Raw genomic sequence first — 20110 nt, forward strand, 5'->3', positions numbered from 1 at the left:
CAAATGAAAAATATAGAATTACTCGTTCTGGATATGGCCGGAACAACAATTGATGAAGATAACGTAGTCTACAAAACACTTACCAATGCTGTAAATGATTACGGCTACGCAGTAAGCCTGGAAAAAGTATTATCCAGCTGTGCCGGAATGGAAAAACTGGAAGCGATCACAAGTCTTTTAAAAGAAATCAATGGGAACGAAGAAGATGCTCCTGCTATTTTTGAGAATTTTTCTGACCAGCTGAAAGAATCTTATCAAAATCTGGATGTAAAACCCATCAACGGAACGCAAGATTTCTTATTGAATATGAGGTCTCAAAACAAAAAAATTGTTTTAAATACAGGGTATACCTCAGAAATCGCCCACCAGCTTTTAGATAAACTCAACTGGAAAGAAAGTATTCATTTTGATGCTTTGATTACTGCTGATGATGTTTCAGAAAGCCGTCCAAGTCCTGAAATGATTCATCTTGCAATGAAGAAATTCAATATTACTGAAGCTCATAAAGTTTTAAAGGCAGGTGATTCTGTGATTGATATTGAAGAGGGCAAAAATGCAGGCTGTGGATTAACAGTAGCGGTACTTTCCGGAGCTCAGAGTAAATCAGAGCTTGAAAAGGCAGCTCCTGATTATATTCTGAATACGATTTCTGAAGCTGAGGGAATCCTTTAATCCATTTTTTCAGATTATTTTTAAATACTTCTTGACACAAATGTTTCCATGGTTTTTCTATTGGAAATGTTTGTGTTTTTACCGCCCCGTCAAAAATTCTTTGAATTTTCGACAGCCCTCCGGAGGATGGGAATGTAGTACGGATCATTAGGTAATTGTTATAACCGACATATTCAGAAACCTTTTTTGATCTCTATTCACAAAGCATGTAACTTAAAATAAACAGAGTCATTTTTCTTTTGTGGCTTTTGTGGTTAATATCTAAGCTTTTTTCGGTGATCTTTTTAATTATCAATTAATTAACTTTCCGTTCATAAATTTTTACAAATAGTAAACTAATTTTACAATAGTTAAAAATAAATTACTATTTGTAAACTTTCACAATTCTAAAAACCCTTTTCCCCATGAAAACAAAACTATTCTCAATGGCTGTTGTTATAAGCTGTTTCCTTGGAGCTCAGACCAAAAAAGTTCTTTTTATCGGTATTGACGGATGCCGTGCAGATGTCATGATGTCTACCCCAACTCCCAACATCCAAAACCTCATTAGTCAGTCTATTTATTCTATTGACGGGCTTTGCGCTGCTACTACCTGGAGCGGAAACGGATGGAGCACCATGCTTACAGGCGTATGGCACACCAAACACAATGTTCAGGACAATAACTTTACCAGCCCGAACTATGTCAACTACCCTGATTTTTTAACCAGAGCAGAGACTTATAATCCCGCACTAAGAACCATTTCTCTGGCTCATTGGTCACCTATTAACGACAAAATCATTCAAACCGCTGATGTAAAAAGTAATCTCGCAACGGATCTTGCAGTGAAAAATGCAGCTCTTACAGCTTTACAGAATGATAATCCGGATATTCTCTTTGTAGATTTTGATGATGTAGACCATGCCGGACATTCTTATGGATTCTCATCCACTGTTTCTCAATATGTCAATTCTATTAAGACTACAGACTCTTATATTGGAGAAATTGTGACTGCAATGAAAAACAGACCTTCTTATAATAATGAAGACTGGCTGGTTGTATTAACCACAGATCATGGAGCGATCGAAAGTTCTCATGGAGGTGGAAATCTTACCGAAAGAAATATTTTCACGGTGTATTCCAATCCTGGATTTATTCCTCAGCAGATCAGCAAAACTGTTCTGGAATCCAATAAAACATTCAATCAATTGAACTTCCCGGCAGGAACTTATGCAAAGCCAGCAAGCCAGACTCCTTTTAATTTTGGAGCTAACCAGGATTTCACCATCGAGTTTTGGGTAAAGCCTAATGCAGCTTACTCCAGTGATCCGGTGATGATCAGTAATAAAAACTGGGCTAATGGGAAAAATAAAGGATTTGTGTTCTCAGGATATTCAGGACAGACTTTCAAAATGAATATTGGAGATGGAACGAACAGAATTGACCTGGTAGGCGGAAAAGTGGAAACAAATAAGTGGAAACATATTGCGGCAAGCTTTGACAGAGATGGCCTTGTAACATTGTACGAAGATGGTGTTCCGGTAACTTTTGCTAAAATGAATACCATCGGAAATATTGATTCCGGGCTTCCTTTGAGTTTAAATCAGGATGGAACCAATGCTTACGGAATTAATCTGGCGGCTTCTTATAAAGATGTAAGAATCTGGAAATCGGCTCTTCCCAATGATGTTATCGTGAATTGGGCGAACCAGGATATTACAACTTCACATCCTTATTATTCTCAATTATTAGCCAACTGGAAGTGTAATGGAACTTCAGGAACTACATTGACAGACTCTGGTCCAAACGCCAATCATATGACTGTGACAGGTTCTCCTACTTATAATGCGGGTATAGTGAATAATTTTAAAGTGTATGATTACACCTCAACGACAAGAGAAACGGATCATTTCCCTACGGTATTGAACTGGCTTTGTATTCCGGTACAGTCTTCATGGGGAATAGATGGAGTGAATAGAATTCCGGCATGTTCCAAAGAAATATTGGCAGCAAAAGAAACGAAAGCAATCATTGAAGATTTTAAAATTTATCCTAATCCAGTTTCAACATTCCTTGGAATCCAGTATCAATCTGAGGATAAGGAAATTAAAGCAGAAATCATCGACAGTAAAGGATCAAATGTTTTAACAACCCATTTAAAGTCTTCAAGAGGTTTTTACGATGAAAAAATCAATATCGGAAATCTTCCGGCTGGGGTGTATTTCATTAAAATCAACGGAAGCAAAAAAGCACTGACCAAGACATTCATCAAGAAATAAAACAGTAAAGCAATTAGATTTAAATTTGATATTAGAACAAGGATATTCCTATCCGAGTTCTAATATTTTTTTGTTTATGCAAAGATCAACTCCATTCTGACATCTGCACGGTCGTACTCAGCATGACCGATAGGGATATGGATAAAGCCCAGCTTTTCGTACAACTTAATAGCCGGAACAAGGATAGAGTTGGTAACTAGAAAAACTTTTTCTGCCTTTAATTCTTTTGCTTTTTCCACTAGAGCATTTCCCAGCAGATAGCCTATTTTTTTTCCCTGAGCTTTAGGACTTACTGCCATCTTTGACAGCTCAAAAGTAAGAGGATGATCTTCCGTTTTTACCAATGCGCAGGTTCCTACAACTTCTCCATCCAGCAAAGCAAAGGCTATATGTCCTCCTTTATTTAAAATCTCTTCTTCCGGATGATCCAGCAGTTTATAATCTCCCGCTTCCATTACAAAAAATGTTTTGATCCATTCTTCATTTAAAGCTTTGAAGGCTTCTTTATACTGAGGTTCATACGCTATAATTTTTACTTCATTCTTGATATCATTCATCACTATAAGGTTTATTAAATTCTGTTTTTTATCATTTTTCCCAGCTTTTCCAGATCACTTTCCACTCTGTCTGTCCATTCTAATGCATAATTCAGGCGCATACAGTTCTGATACTGATTATATTGCGAAAACATCCTTCCCGGGGCAAAGTTTACTTTCTGGCTGACCGCCAAATCATAAAGATCTTCTGTGCATATTCTCTTATCCAGTTCCAGCCAGAGCATAAAACCGCCTTTGGATTCTGAGATTTTGGTATTATCCGGAAAATATTCAATCACCGATTTCTGGATCTGAAGGTAGTTGGCGTATAATTTTTTTCTAAACATTCTAAGATGATGATCATAGCGTCCGTGGGCAAGAAAATCTGCAATCACATCTGAAAACAAAGAAGGTCCGCTCACCGTCTGAACCAGTTTTTGGCGAATAATTTTCTCTTTAAATTTTCCAGGTGCTACCCATCCTACTCTAAATCCCGGAGCCAATGTTTTGGAAACCGAGCCTACCCACATCACAATTCCTGCTTCATCATAAAACTTACAAGGCTTTGGTCTTCCTGCTCCGAAATAGATGTTTCCGTAGACATCATCTTCTACCAAAGGAACATTGTGTTCGGTAAGCATTTTAACCAATTCTCTTTTGTTTTCATCCGGCATCTGAAATCCTAGTGGATTATTATAATTTACCACAAAACAACATGCAGACAGCTTTGGAAGCACTTTCTTTAGAGCATCCAGATCCACTCCTGTAATAGGATGCGTAGGAATTTCTACTGCTTTCAATCCCAATAATTGAATGGCCTGAAGAATTCCAAAATACACAGGGCTTTCCACTGCCACCGAATCTCCCGGTTGCGTCACGGCCATTAAGCAATTATAAACGGCATTCATCGCTCCGGAAGTGATGACCAGATCATCTTCTGTGATTTTCCCTTCCATAACCATTGACCATTTGGCAATTTCCCGGCGCAGCACTTCGCTTCCCTGCACGGGTTCGTAGTTGGTTCCGCTGTCACTTTTCCTTTTCATCACATCAATCATGCATTTTTTCATCTTAGCTACCGGAAGAAGACTTTTCCCCGGAATTCCAAGAGCAAATTGTGTAACATCTGTTCCTCCGATACTTCCGAACACCTTGTCAATCAAATCCTGAGGGGTATTTTTACCTTCAGAAACCTTCATCTGTGTCACAGAAGGCAGCGCCAGTTTTCGCTGGGAAGTCTGGCTTACATAATATCCATATTTCGGACGTGATTCTACCAGCGAACGGCTTTCGAGTTCCATATACGCCTGTTTTATGGTATTCAGACTTACATTATATAATTTCTGGGCACTTCGCAATGAAGGAAGCCTGTCCCCAAACTGCAGAGTTTCACTTTTAATCTGCTCTGTGACAGAATTGGCTATTTTAAGGTACAGAACATCTTTAGACATAGAATCCGGGTTTTAAGTAAATGTACAATTTTATCCTGTTTTTATTCAGGATTCAGCCAACTGATCATACTGTTGATACTGCTTTTTAATTGCTCCGGATCCTTGAAATTGGATGTATTATTATTTTTGCAATATCTTTCAGCCCGGGAATAAAAATTCCTTTTTTCTGATTCCGTCATTCTATTTTTATCATAGATTTTAAAAGATATTTCATCCTTTTCGTTGATGATAAGACTGGCAAAAGCAACAGTTTCTTTTCCGTTTTTAGCCAAAAGAAAAGGAAGTCCGAAATTCTGATCTACCTGCTTCAAATTCTGTGTTTCCAGAAAAATGTTTTTCAGCACCAACATGTCTGATACATAAGCCTCAGCATATTGAAATTGTTTCTGATGTTGAGTGATTGTTTCCATATTTTCTTCTTTAGCTAAACAAAATTATGGAGTATTTAATTTTGGACACAGATACAGAACTATAGAATATTATGGGTACAGATTTTTTATCTGATCTTTTTCCTGTCGCATATAAAGCAGATTTTGTCTGGAAGAAATCGTTATTCGCACAATTGATAATAGCATAGAAATAAAAAACAGACTGTTTCACATAGAAACAGCCTGTTGACAACTATTTAAAGTCTCATGGTTATTGTTCTGCTTTTTTAAGAGCTTCTTTGATTCCTTCCAGTCCGTCTCCGAATTGCGCAAGCAGTGCTACAATCTGCGACATTCTATCATTTTCACCCAGTCCTTTCAGAGTTTTATTTTTAACAAAGGTTTTCTTTATTTCATTCCAGCGTTTTGTTTCTTCTTCTGAAAGAATTCCTATCAGTTCTTTCAGTTTCAGCATATTGGCTTCTGCTCCGGTTGTCAGTGTCTGAGATTCATTCTGATAGTGATTCAGGACAATCTGGGTAACTTCATTATCTTTAAGAATAGGCTGTATTTGTGCAATCAGCTTATTCATATTACGGTAAGATCCCTGCAGTTTGAATGGCGGTTCATTTCTGTAATCGTCTGACATAGCTGCGGACGCGATATATTCTTTGTTCACCTTCAACACCATATTTCTCACTGTGATTGTGCTTTTCAGTACTGATCTGAAATCTGATATTTCACTGGAGCTGAAATTTCCTTTCAGGCTATCGGCAGGATTATCTGTAAGTACACAATCATAAAGTTCATACAGGTTTTCCATTCCCGGATTGGTCAGCCTGGTCAGATATTCATTAGACATTAAAGCATTTTCAATAAGACTCAGGTCAAAAAGATCTGTTTTCGATCCGGATATTTCTCCCAGATTGTATGTATCTGAACGGTTGGCCAGCATGTCCGGAATTTTAAACTTTTCTCCACTCTCTGTGTATGGATTTCCAGCCATGACAAGGCAGAATCTTTTGGATCGAAGGTCATAAGTTTTACTTTCTCCATTATATATTCCTTCAATCTTTCTCTGTCCGTCTGCAAGAGAGATGAATTTCTGTAAAAACTCAGGATTACAGTGTTGGATATCATCAAGATAAAGCATAACATTATCTCCCATTTCCAGCGCAAGATTCAGTTTTTCAAGTTCTTGTCTTGCCCCAGCATTTTTGGCTTCAGAAGGGTCTGTTGATACAATATCGTATCCTAAAGATGGTCCGTTGATCTTCATAAATACCAGTCCCATACGCTCTGCCATATATTCCATCAGGGTTGTCTTTCCGTATCCGGGTGGAGATACCAGAAGAAGCATTCCCATTCTGTCTGTTCTTTTGTCTGAACCTGCTGTTCCCAATTGCTTGGCAAGATTCGCTCCGATAAGAGGAAAATAAACATCATTAATCAGTTTATTTCTCACAAATGAGCTTAATACCTGAGGCTTGAAAGTATCCAGCTTCAATGCTTTTTTCTTTTCATCTACCCAGTTGTATTTCAATTCCTGAAGCTGTTTGTATTTAGGAACGGTAACTGTATTAAAATGGCTAAGGCGGGATACAAACTCAAAGTAGTTAAGATGATATTCTGGCTCTTTTTCAAGCGACTTCAGCTCTTTTATGGCTACTTCATACGCAATGTGTTTGATATTTTTCGGATCAAATTTTTGGGTAATGATAAATGCTGCCACTTCCGGCATAATATCCTGGTTAGCCTCTGAACCCAAGGCCTTTACCGCGCTTTCCGCAATATAATAACATGCCTTAGGATATTCATACATCACCTGTAGCTGGTTAATAAACTCAAGGTCTTTGCCTTTTTCCTTCAGTTCTTTCAGGAACAATTCATACAATGCTGCTGCTTTTTCTGAAATCAGGAAGTTTTCTTTATCTTCCTGTTTCAGGTAGGTGGCAGCATTGATACAATCCGTTTCTTTAAAAATACCATGGGCCGATGCAAAAGATTTCATTTCTTCTGAAAGTTCTCTGCTTAAATACTCAAATCCTTGCTTTATAGTGAATGATTCAGCAATAATAGCGGCTGCTTCAAACTGTTTGGTATAATATTCTTTTTTATCATTTTCCAGGAAAAACCAGAAAAGCTGTGCTAATGATCTTTCCTCTGCTGTGAACCTCATCAGTCCCAGCTCATTGTGCATCCGCTGAAGTTTCAATACAATTGTCTCAGCATCTTTATCATGAATTCCTTTTACCAGTCCTTCTCCGAAATGCTCTGCTGTAAACTGCTGTACAGCCTTTTCGTTTTCAGCCTCTGAGGTTATTTCCTTATGAGCGGAGAACACATTCCAGGCAAGATATTCAAACCTTTTTACTTTGTTATTTTCTGAAACAAATTCCTGATTCCATACTTCTTTGAATTCATCAGCTGTGAAGTTTAAAGGTTCATAAAAGCTGGTTCCGGTAAGGTGGTAGTAATATTGAGCATTTCTAAGCACCAAAGTAAGGTCCAGCTTCTGCTGATTGACTGCAAATTTATAATCTCCCAATGCAATAACGCTTTCCCCGTCTGCGTAGATCTCTTTTTTATCTTTCAGCTTTCTAACTGCTTCCTGCTGCTGGGTTTTTAACAAGGTCTGAACCTCCTCCGACTTTGCTGAATCTTCCAGTTCTGCGAGCTGTCTGGAGAGATCTCTCACTTTCTCCACCATCAGATCGGCGGCGAAATAGCCATTGATCTCATTTTCTGAGTCAAAAGATTCTGCTTTGGTCTGTACGGATTTCAGGATTCTCTGTGCAGCATCAAAAAGATTCTGAGTCCTTTTATTTCTTGCTTCGGTAAGCTGTACCCTTTTATTTTGGAAATGTCCGTAAACCTCTTCTCTTTTGATTCCTATCTGCTGAATGAATTCTTCGAAATCGATAAATTTCGTTTCCATTTCTTCCAACTGTATGGAGAGTTTAGTCAGATATTCATCACATTTCTCAGGAGTTTGCGAAAGCTCCAGAAAATTGATCACAGACTGGTCAAATAAGGTAATCTGAGCCTGAAAATCTGAAGCCAGTTCTTTCCCTGAAATTTCTCTTTTTCTTTTGCTGAGTTCAAGTCTTTCCTGATTCAGTTTTGCAAAAATCAGAGAGATGTTTTCAATAATCTTGGTAGACTGGGAGGTGTCTTCAATTTTAAGGTTATTAACGATATCCACCAATAATTCAAGCTGCCCGGAAAGGGTATTGATATTTTCTTCAATTGTTTTGGCATCAATGGCTTTCTGTAATCCAATGATATCTTCGGAAATCTGCTGTGCTCTTTCTTCGTATGGCAATAATGCTCCTTCCTGAAGCAGAAATTCTACACAGGCATTTGAAAGTTCTGTATAACGGTCTGCAAGGGATTTTTCCAATTTATCCAGTAAAGCAGTGTCTGCATATTTAAGCTCTCTTGCTCCTGTCACTTCACCCCTTAAAGCTCTGATCTGAGAAAGGGCATCAATATACTCTGTAAGCTGAGAGTAATGAAGCCTTTTGGTATCATCAAGAATTTTCTCACAGGACTGTTTTATCTTTTCTAAAGCTTCTTCTGTGTTCTTCCGTTGTTCTACTACTTTTTCATATTCATTGATGGCAGAATGGGCAATCGCTCTGATCTCCTTCAATGGTGCATCAAGCTTCTGGACCTCATCTTCACCAAGGAAATAGTAAGTATCCAGAATAAAGGTTGAGAGTTTTACGATATCATCATATAAACCACTGTAAGAGTCTTTTTTGTTCAGAAGGGTGATCAGCTCCTGACTCTCTGCCATTACTCTTACAATATCCTTATTTCCTATTTTGTAAAGTAAACTGTCTGCTTTTTCAATATTGGGTAACAGTTCTTTAGAAAAAGGAGTCTGCCAGATCTGAGACAGATGATGTTTGGTTGTTTCTATGCTTTCTCTCAGATAGATCAGTTTTCCATCATGCAAAAACGTAAATCCACTACAACGGATCGGAGTTTCTATGGTCTGGGTAATGATATTGTAAGAAATAAGCTGATAGTTATTCGTTTTATCATCATAAAAAACATACAAAAAGTTCTCTCCGTTTGGTTCCGTAATGGTTTTCAGATAGTAAAGCCTGTTCTGATCCTGAGAAATCACTTTTAATCCTCCGGTCTGAAGCGCATATCCGTTTGAAAACAATACCCCTTGATTTTCGGGAAGCAAAAGTCCCGAATATTTAAGAGCATCTGCTCTGGAAACGGTCTTTTCTTTGTGGTTATAAATAAAATAGCGTTCTGTTTCCTGATAAGGCTTTATCTTAAACAAAACAAGATTATCCAGATCACAGAAATGAATCTCTGCATCATCCAGATTCTGATCTTTGTGAACGACATCTTCAGAATAAATTCCCTTCCCGGTATCTGTATTGTCTTCTACTTTGATGGTAATATCTCCACCGATGCTTTCTACAAAAACTTTATCTGCTAAGGAAATATGAGGATGTTTTCCGGATCTCTGCATATCTCTTGTTGCCTTTGTCCATACAAAGCCATGCTGTTGAGGATATGAGGTTTCGGAGGCACTTCTCGAATCGATATACGTCAAGTGATTCCCTTTAATCAGCCATTTAAAGGCTTTGATATCTGTAGTACTTTCCGACAGCTGAAAAACCATATAAAGATAGTTTTCCGTGAAGGTAAATCTTGCAAAGAAAGTATTTCTGTAATATTTGTAAAGGTTTTTAAACTCGTCAATGAAAACCTCATCATTGATCAGGGTGTGATCCTGAGGTTCAAACCGGTCATTATTGATTGTATATATTGAAAAAACGTCCGAAATATTGATTTCCGTCTGAAGTCCCAGATGTGCATTAGACCCGAAAATCAGGTGGTCACCCAGTGAATAGATATCTTTGGCAATACAGCTGTGATCCGTAGAAATTCTTTCATTGGCTACAAGCGAAAAATCGACTCCGCCAAATATATTTTTACGGTTTTCATTAAGCTGTTGAAGTCTCTGAATCAGATCATTCTTCTGCTCATTTAAACGGTTCTGAATAATTTCGTAAGTTCCGGAATTAAGTTGTTCTGACATCGTTTTTATTTAGGTTGTCATGACTGCTGAATTACAGCAGGTCTTTGTATAACTTGTGGTACTTTGAAAATTTTTTTGATATAAACCTTATAGATTTTGGAAACCTATAAGGTTTGAGTGTTAGAATCTTTTAAGCATTTAAAGCACTCTTGTATTAAACATGGTTGTTATTCACCGGCTTGTGCTCCACACCCAGGTGTTTAGCCATGTCCAGAGCTCTTTCCAGAATACCTTTTTCCTGTTGATTGGCTACGCCATTCAGTTTAAAGATCAAAGAAGCAATGCTCATATTTTTGATGTCATCAGAAGAGATTTTATATTTATCCACCATTCCCATCACTTTTCCGATGATATTTTCTCCATCACCCAGAAGGTTTTCTTTTACAATCTGTGCATTTTCACTGTGGCTGATGAACTTATCCAGCCCTTTTCCTGCAGAAACCTGTCTTATAACATTGTCGAAGAAAGTATTGTCCCCTCCGACGATATCAATTTTTGCAGATTTGAAAGCTTCCGCCAGTACCATAGACTGCGCTTCTGCGATATCTTTCTGAATAGCGATCTGAGCCAGTTCCACATCTTTTTCTTTGGCAAGCTGAAGACGGAATTCTTCGTGATCTTTTCCGGCATCATTCAGTTTCTTCATGGCTTCTGCTTTCTCTGTGATTCCTGCTGCTTCTGCCAATGCTTTTTCTTTGATGACTTCTGCCTGGGCAATTCCTTCTTTTTTGTTGGCATCAGCTTTTTTCTCAATAACAGTTGCTTCTGCAACGCCTTGTCTTTCTGCAGCATCTGCTTTCGCATGCATTACCTGAGCTTCTGATAATCCTACGGTTGCTTCTTCTTTTGCTTTCGCATCTGCAATGATCTTACGGGCTTCAGCTTCTTTTTCTGCTGCATCTCTCTTCGCCTGTGCTTCAATTACATATTTCTGCGCATCTTTTTCTGCTGCCAATCTGCGGGATTCTGCAGCTCTTGTTTCCTCAATCAGCTTTTTCTCTGCTTCCTGAGTGGCAACGGTAATTTCTACCTGCTTGTTTCTTTCTGCTGTTTTGAAGGCTTCCAGATCTTTGATTCCCTGCTGCTCTTCCACTACGGTTTTCTCCATGGTTAATCGCTCGCGGATCGCATCCTGAATACTTTTCTTCTCCAGCTCTATTGCTTTCTCTTTTTCAATCTGAGCAAGAGAGACAATTCTTTCTCTTTCTGTAGCTTCAAGGGCTTTATCTTTTAATACTCTTTCTGTTTCTACCAGATCTGCACGTTCTTTGTTTTTAGCAGCAATAACGACCTGACGAAGTTTATTTTCTTCTGCAATCTGCAATTTTTCTTCTGTAGCAATACGAACGGTTTCATATCTCAGACGTTCTTCTTCTTCTACTTTCAGAATTTCCGCATTTTCTCGGGCTTTGATATTGGCCACTTCTCTTTTTTGAGATTCTTCTTTTTCTGCCAGCTGTTTTTCAAGTTCCAGAATGGCTTCTCTGGCTTCTACATTTTGTTTTGTAATAGTTTTTTCTTCATCACGACGAACCTGATTGGCTTTAATATTTTGGGTCGCTGTAAGTTCAGTAATTTTCTTAATTCCTTCTGAATCAAGGATATTATCTTTATCTAATTTATCAATTGAAGTCTGCTCAAGGTAGTCTATCGCACAATCGTCCAGAACATAGCCATTAAGATCTGTTCCGATGATATCAAGGATTTCCTGACGGAACTCGCTTCTTGCTTCATATAATTCTGTAAAATCAAATTTCTTTCCTACTGTTTTAAGAGCTTCTGAAAATTTAGCTTCAAACAATTCTCTTAATGTCTGGGCATCAGAAGCACGCTGGCAACCAATAGTTTGCCCTACATTCACAATATCATCTACTGATTTATTGACACGGATAAAAAATGCCACCTGAATATCTGCTCTCATATTGTCTTTGCAGATCAAGCCTGCTCTTCCCTCTCTTGAAATCTCCAGTTTTTTTACGGAGATATCCATAGATTCCATACGATGGATAATAGGAATAACAATACCGGCATTAAAGAAGACTTTTGTACCTCCATAACCAGTTCTTAAAATAACAATTCCCTGAACAGTTTTTTTATACATCGATAAAATCCAGAAAATCAATCCGATTGATGCTACCACAGCAACAACAATTCCAGCAATTAAAGGTAAGTTCATAGTTTTATAAGTTTATAGTTTATATAGATGTGTTTTTTTTGTTTTTATAAGAATTGGAAGATGATATCCTGGATATAATTCAGCAAGATCAAAAAAATAGTTAGCATGGTTATTAGTTTTTTATTTTAATATCTTATTGATTTTTGTACATAGTAAATCCTTTTTTCGGGTTCCTCATCTACAATCATAACCCGGGTTCCATGCTCCAGCCTGCTTCCGTCTTTACTTCTCACCATCAGCGTCATAGGATCGCTTCCGATAAAGACTTCCATCATCCCTATTTTATCATCCTGAATGCTTGATTTCAGGCGGCCTTCTCTTCCTAAAAAGGCGTACGATAATTCACCTTTATGATTGATTTCCTTAAAAAAGGGATTCAGCGGTTTCAGAATGATTTTGGTTAATAGCATTCCTCCAATCATCATTGGAAAAAGGATCAGTATTCCTGCCCAAGTAGGAAGAGGTACGAAATAATTCAGATAAAACGAGCCCAGCCATGTGATCAGCAATGAAAGTGTAAGAAAATACGTGACCGGAACGATATCCAGATTCAGAAATTTCAGGAAATGCATCCAGGCTGAAGGATCATGATCGGATGCGTGAAGATGACCGTCCGGAGCTTCTATATCAGCATCTGCATCCAGGTCGGAATGAATTCCTACATCGATATCCAACCCTGTAAGAATGGTAAAGAGCCAATAGACCACTGAAAGCCCGAGAAGGACTGTCAGAACCGTATTCACCGGAGAAAATGCTATATTTAAAAATTCCTGAAAGGTCATATATTAGCCTTTTTTAAGGGTTTCTTTTAATCTGTTTAAAGCTTCTTCAGCTTTTGTATCATTACTGTTTACCATGGCATCGATCTCTTCATCAATGCTTTTTCCTGATTTTGAAAGGTCAGAATAAGCTTCTGCAAGGGCTTCCTGCTGTACAACACGATCCTTCAGTTTTTCCAGCATGCTTACCGCGCTTCCGGTATCCATCTGGGTCATCTTCTGATTGATATCTTTTGTGGCTTCACTCACCTGAACTCTTGCTTTCAGGGTTTTCAATTCATTTTCCCATTTGGTAATGCTTGATTTCAAATGGTTGATATTACCCTGTAACTTTTCGCAGTCAGCAAACAGTTTCTCATGTTCTTTCTGAAGAGCTGTTGCCTTTTCCAATGAAGAGGTCTGTTTTTTCAGTGCTTCTTTAGCAAGGCGGTCTGCATCAGCGGTTTCCACTTCTCCTTTTTCGGCTTTCTGAACAATGACTATAGCTTTATTATAGTAATCTTTGGCAGTTTGCTCTTCAGTTTCTGCCTCGTTTTTTTTGCGTATGGCAAGAGCTTTCAGCTGAGCGAGAGCTTCTATACTTTTTCCCAGCTGTTCTTTCATTTCGCGGATTCCCTGTTCCGTTAAATTGATTGGGTCTTCAAAGCTGTCGATCACAGAATGGATTTCTGCTTTTCCTATCGTTAACAATCTTTTAAAAATGTTCATTTTAAATATCTTTTGTGAATTACTTACTCATTTCAAGCATTTCCGTTGTAAATTCCCCCACAAGGATTCCTAAAGAATTGATGGAAGCCATCACTTCGTTTTGCGCCATATTATCGGTTGGGAGTGTATCTCTGAAAATCACCCTTCTTCCGCTTCCGTCTAGTACAAATGCTCCGTGAACGATGTCTCTGTTTTTCTGAAGGAGTCTCAGAAATATTTTTTCGGATGGATTTTTGATTTCAAAAAGAAACTGTTCCATGATCAGAATAGAGTCTGATATTATAAGAATCATGTTTTTTATCCCGTTGGATTCTTTTTCGATGATTAAGATTCTCTGAGCCTCATCTTCCAACGTGATGTTAAACTCATAATCTAACAACCACTCTTTGACCGTTCTGAATATTTGATTTCTCATGATGGCTGGTTTAGTGTTTTATTTTTCGTCTAGACAAATATAAAATAAAATCTTCAAAATGCAAATATTATTAGCAAATAATTGTTTCAGATTCTCTATCTTTGCAAAAAAGATTAGACAAAATGAGCTTCTTTGGAACTAATATTAAAAAAATAAGACAGGTTAAAGGACTAAGCCAAAAGGCTTTTGCTGATTTATTTGATTTAAACAGAGGAGTAATAAGCTCTTATGAGGAAGGGCGTGCAGAACCTAAGATAGAAACTATATTAAAGGTAGCTAATCATTTTAACCTTAATCTTGACAAATTATTGACAGAAATCCTCCAGGTAAACCAATTAGTAAGCGTTTCTGATATAGATCAGCTGATGCTTTTCCCGGAGCTGGCTATTCAAAACAGCAAAGAAGCAAAGACAGACATAGAAGAAAATAATCCAAACACGGCAGTAATGCAAAAAATATTAGCATCCGTTGATCTTTTGTATGAATTTACTTCTGAAAAACCTTTGCTACCACAATATCAATACGGTGATATTCTATTTCTGAACAAAGCAGATCAGAAAACAGAATCTATCAACCATCTTCTTATTTATCAGGATGGAAACCTCTCATATGTTACTGATAAACAAACAATAACCAAATCTCGTACGGAATATTATAAAATTGTAGGATACGTTTCTACTACTGAGAAAAATATTTTCACCAGTATTTTTGAAAGGCTGGAGAATCTTGAAAAGAAAGCCGATAACAGATAAAATAAATACGTACACGATTAGATTATTCTTGTAAAATCAAAATTATTCCTTTCTTCTTTTTATTGTAAAAACGCAAAAACTAAACTTTTGTGTAGTAGTAATTCTCTCCCATACCTATATTTTTGTTTCTAAAATATAAATAATGGAAGAGCAATACTCCCGAAACAGGCTATATGTAAAAGAAGAGGAGCAGAAGATTATCAAAGATTTTTCTATATTACTTGCCGGATGCGGTATTGGAAGTAACATAGCAGAATGTGCCTTACGTTTTGGTTTTGAAAACATTACACTCGTGGATGGCGACACCATTGAATTATCTAATCTGAACAGGCAGAATTATACCTACCAGGATATTTCTTCTTATAAAGCAGAAACCTTATATCACCGATTGAAAAGCATTAATCCCAATGCCAACATTCGTTTCCACAGTGAGTTTATTACTAAAGACAATGCTGAGGAAATCATTGGAAACCATAACATCGCTATCAATGCCCTTGACTTTTCAACAGAAATCCCAATTATTTTCGATAAGATGTGTCAGGAAAAAAACATCCCTGTTCTGCACCCTTATAATCTGGGCTGGGGAGCATTGGTTATGGTAATCAGCGAAAATATGGGATTGGAATCTTTGCAGAAAGATGAAGAAAACTTTAATGAATTAAATGTTGTTCAGTACGTATCCAGCCACATGAGATATTGGGGAAACCCTCAGCAATGGCTTGAAGATATTGTAGAAAGTTACATTAAAGAAAACAAACAACTTCCTCCACCGCAATTATCAATTGCTTCATTTCTTGCAGCAGCAAGTTGTGTAAAAATAGCGTTCAATATTGCAACGAATCAACCTGTAAAAAAATTCCCGGAATTTTATTTAACAACTGTTAATTAACCAATTAGCAGCTATACGCAACCTTTTCATTATACTTTATCATTAGCATATGGCCTCCTCTTTTGGAGGCTATATCGATAAGATCGGTTTCACAAAGGGCTTCCATCCTCGCTATCTGGTCTTGTACTGATTTTATACTCCCTAACACTTCATCAAACCCTGCAATGGTTTCAATAGCATTTCTTATAATTGCAGTAAGGTCTTGAAAGCTATCTCCGGAAATATCAATACGATCTATATAATTTTCCAGTCTGCTTCCTTCCCTGTATTGAGGATAGTTTTCCAGTCCCATGAATGCAAGCATCCATTCTTTATTATAACTTCCTAACGTTTTGGCTATCCCAATATAATCAGCAACAAGTTCATCATGAAGATTATTAGAAGCGCAGCCATATCTTTTTAAGGTGTACCAATGAGTACATTCATGCTCAAGTCTTATGGAATAGGAATATGCTTTCCATTCATCCTCTGAAAGCCCCAGGTGAGCTGCCTGAACATTACTGTAAGGTTTTGTACTTACTACAATTATCTTGTCTTTATAAAGCTCCGGATTGGGCAGAATATTTTTGGAAAATTCATTATTCCAGCTGTTTGAAGGATGATTTTCTCCCCATACTTTTTTTAAAGCACGAATTCTCTCCCAGTTATTGATTCCGCTGGCAAGAAATGCTCCCATAGAGGAGGGAATTGGTATTGGATTATTCTTGTAGAGAAGGCTTTGTGCAATGGCAACAAAATCCTGGCTGTCGTTTATCGAAATTACCGGAATAGTACCTGAAATATCCTTGTATAGTTGAATTGATAGGCCTTCAGCATGATTCAACAGTAAATGTGATGGTAAATTTTTAAAAGTCTCTTTTCCTTTCAAAACAGCATGGATATAGTCTTCTGTTGTATTTATTTCTGTCTCTATCGGAAAGTAGAGTTGAGGATAAAAATCTTTTAAGATCTGAAAATGAGACTCATCTGTTTTTTCAAGGTAATATTTCCAGAATTCCACACAGCCATTTTCTTCAAAATCTACCGTTTTTACTCTCTCTGGAGAAAATTTGTTCTGCAGATAGGTCTCAAGTTTTTCTATATTTCTAAGTACGGACATCTATTCTATTTGTACATTAAGCGATCTGTCTTTTTGCCAATTGAGAGAAAAGTCCTTCAAGCTCCATCAGTTCATCATAGGTTCCCGTTTCAACAATAGTTCCTTTATCCATCACATAAATACGGTCTGCATTTTTAATAGTACTTAATCTGTGAGCGATAATGATACGGGTTGCCTGAAGTTTATCAAGACTTTCTGAGACAATACTCTGGGTTCTGTTATCCAGCGCACTGGTAGCTTCATCCATAAATAACAATCGTGGCTTATGAACGATTGCTCTCGCAATCATAAGACGCTGTCTTTGTCCTCCTGAGAATGTTCCCGCTCCTTCACTTACAACGGTATGCATTTCCATAGGCATTTTTTTGATGTCTTCTTCCATCCCAGCCATTCGCGCCGCTTCCCAGGCATCATCTAATGTCAATTCTGAATTTCCTACAATGTTTTGATAAATACTTCCGGACATCAAAGATCCATTTTGCAGTACGACACCGATCTGTCTTCTAACCAATTCTTTATTCATTGAATCAAAAGAGTCTCCATCAAAATAAATAGATCCCAGTTCAGGATATTCAAAGCCTAAAAGCAATCTCATAATGGTAGATTTCCCTGAGCCTGAAGCACCTACAAAGGCAACCATTTCCCCTGGCTTAATTTTAAAAGTAACATTATTCAGGACCAGAGGCTGATCTTGATTATATCTGAAGGAAACTGAATTCATTTCTATATCTCCGGCAAGTTCTCCCGGATCCACGCTTTGTTCTGCAGATTCTGTCTCCTCTTCCAAAATAGGTTTTACTCTTTCATACAGAGTGACAACATTGAGAGATGTTATTAAAGCCATACTCAGCTTTAAACTATCATTCAGGAACTGATTAAATGCTGTAATGAATGCCATAAATGCACCTACCGTTAACATAGCCGTTGTGGTATCAGAATTAAGCACGGTATAATACAGGAAAGAGAAAAAGAAAATGCTTGTAAGAAGTGGATAAGAAGCGTTAAATGTTTCCACAAAGTTCTGATAACTTCCTGAAATAAATCCTAATTTTTTTAGCTTCGAAAACTTATCTGCCCAAAGAGCGAAAACCCTTTTTTCTCCACCTGTTATTCTAATTTTAGAAATCCCTGATAAAAATTCAAACAGAAACCCTTGTATTTCTCCCTGATATTTGGAAACTTCTCTATCATATTTCAATTTCAAACAGCCAATAGTAATCATGAAAATAACTGCAATAAGGCCTAATATTACGCCCATCACCGCTAGCTTTGAATCATAGTAAAAGAGAAGTGCGAGATTCACAAAAGAAAATGCCCCACTCAATACGGCTGTCATCAATGTGTTTGAAACAATCTGACGGATTGCATTGATGCTTAAAACTCTGTTTGTAAGATCTCCTGCACTAAACTTTTTATAAAAAGTAACGGGCAATCTCAGCATGTGGTCCATAACACCTGCCTGTAAATTAATACTGGATTTGGTTTCCAACCTTTGCTGTAGAACTCCTTTAGCAAGATTTAATCCCGCTGTAACTAAAGCCATCATAATCATAATGGAAAAGATCTCAATATGAAGAGACCTGTCTGCTGTAGGAATTACATCATCATACATCATTCCTGATAAGATGGGTATTAATAATCCCATCATACTTCCTGCTAAGGCAGCAAAAATCAATAATTTTGCATCTTTTCTTACTCCTTTTGTAGCAAAACGGGCTACTTTCTTTATGGAATTCATTTTTCCGTCAAACCCAGAGAAGAACATATAACCAATTGGCTCTAATGTTTCTGCAATCTCATTATTTACGGTGGATTCTATACCAGTAGATAGGTTTTTTATAATATAGCTATTGGATGTTGCCTGTAATAAAGCTACAGGTGTTTTGTCTTTTTTTGTAAATGCTAGGAGATGGCCATTTTCATCTTTCCACCAGGTTCCCCTCAGTATAATTTTTCTTATTCTTATTTTAGAACTTTTGGCTATGGCATATAATTGATTCGTAACACTATTTTCGTAAGATTCTATATGCTTGGGTTCATCCATTTTAAATCCGGACTGCTCTCCGATTAACCGACAGGTAGAAAAAAGAATATTTTTTTTGTTAAATAGGGTTGAATTCTGGATATGAACACGTTCATCATTCCCCGCTACAATAGACCTTATTTTCTGTAATGTAGCTCTGATTCCCTCTTCTTCTATTAAAAGTTTCTCCTGAAAATGTTTACTTTCTTCCTGTTTCTGGGTCTCTATAATGGTATTAAGCTGGTTGTAAAAATGTTCTTCCAACTTTGTTAATGAAAGCAAAAAGTAAATTTCATCCTGAAGGACTTCTCTTGTACTTAACACTTTCACTTCAGTACCATCAGTTAGCGACCTGATCCATAGCTTATTAGATACCGGAGTGAGAAATCCAGGAAGTTTATCATAGCTAATATTTGTACTTTCCGCATATATGTTTACTTCTCCTTTCAAAATATGTATCCAATTGATTCCACTTGAAGGGAAGGCGATACTATTCTTTTCTAACTGCGTTATTTTATAATCATCTAATGCCTTGTAAACTCTGGGGCTATTGCTATTGCATACGATAGAGGTTGTTTTTGAGATCCACTTATTCATCATATTCTTTAAAAAGAAATGATCCATCTCCAGAAGGTTGCTCTTATCAATTGGCAGTAGTTTGGCTTCATTTGAAAAAGCAATAAGCCTTGTATTATTTCCAGTATTGTTTTCTGTTAACAAACTGAATATGATTTCTCCTTTCTGCACTGTATAAAAGTGCTTTAACGGGATAAGATAATTGCCTTCTTCATCAACTTTAGTATAGAATACATTTACCTCACCTGAAAGCACCATCCAAAATTTGTTGATATTATTTAGGGTAAAAGGATTTTCAACATTTATATATATCTTTTCTTTTACGGGCATGGTA

General features: G+C 37.2%; 14 protein-coding genes. 4 read left to right on the forward strand and 10 right to left on the reverse strand.

Going from position 1 to position 20110, the window contains the following annotated elements; all coding sequences use genetic code 11:
- Positions 1 to 3: 3 nt before the first annotated feature.
- Both A1704_RS09145 and A1704_RS09150 read left to right on the forward strand, forming a co-directional pair.
- Positions 4 to 672, forward strand: coding sequence for an HAD-IA family hydrolase (locus A1704_RS09145; protein WP_062673735.1), 669 nt, complete (start codon positions 4 to 6; stop codon positions 670 to 672).
- Between the two features lie 404 nt (positions 673 to 1076).
- Positions 1077 to 2930, forward strand: coding sequence for a LamG-like jellyroll fold domain-containing protein (locus tag A1704_RS09150; protein WP_062672676.1), 1854 nt, complete (start codon positions 1077 to 1079; stop codon positions 2928 to 2930).
- Positions 2931 to 3004: 74 nt separating this feature from the next.
- Here A1704_RS09150 and A1704_RS09155 read toward each other — a convergent pair whose 3' ends face one another.
- The 8 genes from A1704_RS09155 to A1704_RS09190 form a co-directional block, all read right to left on the reverse strand.
- Complete coding sequence (locus A1704_RS09155; protein WP_062672679.1) at positions 3005 to 3487, reverse strand: GNAT family N-acetyltransferase; 483 nt, start codon at positions 3485 to 3487, stop codon at positions 3005 to 3007.
- A gap of 14 nt (positions 3488 to 3501) precedes the next feature.
- Positions 3502 to 4917 carry an aminotransferase-like domain-containing protein gene (locus A1704_RS09160; RefSeq protein ID WP_062672681.1) on the reverse strand — a complete coding sequence of 472 codons (1416 nt, stop codon included), beginning with the start codon at positions 4915 to 4917 and terminating at the stop codon, positions 3502 to 3504.
- A 41-nt stretch (positions 4918 to 4958) separates the two neighbouring features.
- A complete protein-coding gene (locus tag A1704_RS09165; protein ID WP_062672683.1) occupies positions 4959 to 5327 on the reverse strand; it encodes a hypothetical protein in 369 nt (122 codons plus the stop codon).
- Positions 5328 to 5556: 229 nt separating this feature from the next.
- Positions 5557 to 10359, reverse strand: coding sequence for a DNA repair ATPase (locus tag A1704_RS09170; protein WP_062672686.1), 4803 nt, complete (start codon positions 10357 to 10359; stop codon positions 5557 to 5559).
- Between the two features lie 154 nt (positions 10360 to 10513).
- Entirely contained in the window at positions 10514 to 12535 is a 2022-nt protein-coding gene (locus A1704_RS09175; protein WP_062672688.1) for a flotillin family protein, read from the reverse strand.
- Between the two features lie 125 nt (positions 12536 to 12660).
- Positions 12661 to 13317 (reverse strand): hypothetical protein, encoded by a 657-nt coding sequence (locus A1704_RS09180; protein ID WP_062672690.1) that lies wholly within the window; start codon positions 13315 to 13317, stop codon positions 12661 to 12663.
- Between the two features lie 3 nt (positions 13318 to 13320).
- Positions 13321 to 14022, reverse strand: coding sequence for a PspA/IM30 family protein (locus A1704_RS09185; RefSeq protein ID WP_062672692.1), 702 nt, complete (start codon positions 14020 to 14022; stop codon positions 13321 to 13323).
- Positions 14023 to 14041: 19 nt separating this feature from the next.
- A complete protein-coding gene (locus A1704_RS09190) occupies positions 14042 to 14437 on the reverse strand; it encodes a type III secretion system chaperone family protein (protein WP_034693957.1) in 396 nt (131 codons plus the stop codon).
- Between the two features lie 122 nt (positions 14438 to 14559).
- Here A1704_RS09190 and A1704_RS09195 point away from each other — a divergent pair, with 122 nt between their 5' ends.
- Together A1704_RS09195 and A1704_RS09200 are read left to right on the forward strand one after the other, a co-directional pair.
- Positions 14560 to 15189 (forward strand): helix-turn-helix domain-containing protein, encoded by a 630-nt coding sequence (locus A1704_RS09195; RefSeq protein WP_062672694.1) that lies wholly within the window; start codon positions 14560 to 14562, stop codon positions 15187 to 15189.
- A 142-nt stretch (positions 15190 to 15331) separates the two neighbouring features.
- The gene (locus A1704_RS09200) at positions 15332 to 16078 is read left to right on the forward strand and encodes a ThiF family adenylyltransferase (RefSeq protein ID WP_062672696.1); all 747 of its coding nucleotides are present in this window, start codon (positions 15332 to 15334) and stop codon (positions 16076 to 16078) included.
- 4 nt (positions 16079 to 16082) lie between these two features.
- On the opposite strand, the gene A1704_RS09205 is transcribed toward A1704_RS09200, so the two are convergent.
- Together A1704_RS09205 and A1704_RS09210 are read right to left on the reverse strand one after the other, a co-directional pair.
- Positions 16083 to 17177 (reverse strand): DUF7005 family protein, encoded by a 1095-nt coding sequence (locus A1704_RS09205; protein ID WP_062672698.1) that lies wholly within the window; start codon positions 17175 to 17177, stop codon positions 16083 to 16085.
- A 16-nt stretch (positions 17178 to 17193) separates the two neighbouring features.
- Positions 17194 to 20106 carry an NHLP bacteriocin export ABC transporter permease/ATPase subunit gene (locus tag A1704_RS09210; RefSeq protein WP_062672700.1) on the reverse strand — a complete coding sequence of 971 codons (2913 nt, stop codon included), beginning with the start codon at positions 20104 to 20106 and terminating at the stop codon, positions 17194 to 17196.
- Positions 20107 to 20110: the final 4 nt, after the last annotated feature.

This window comes from Chryseobacterium cucumeris, from assembly GCF_001593385.1.
GTDB lineage: Bacteria > Bacteroidota > Bacteroidia > Flavobacteriales > Weeksellaceae > Chryseobacterium > Chryseobacterium cucumeris.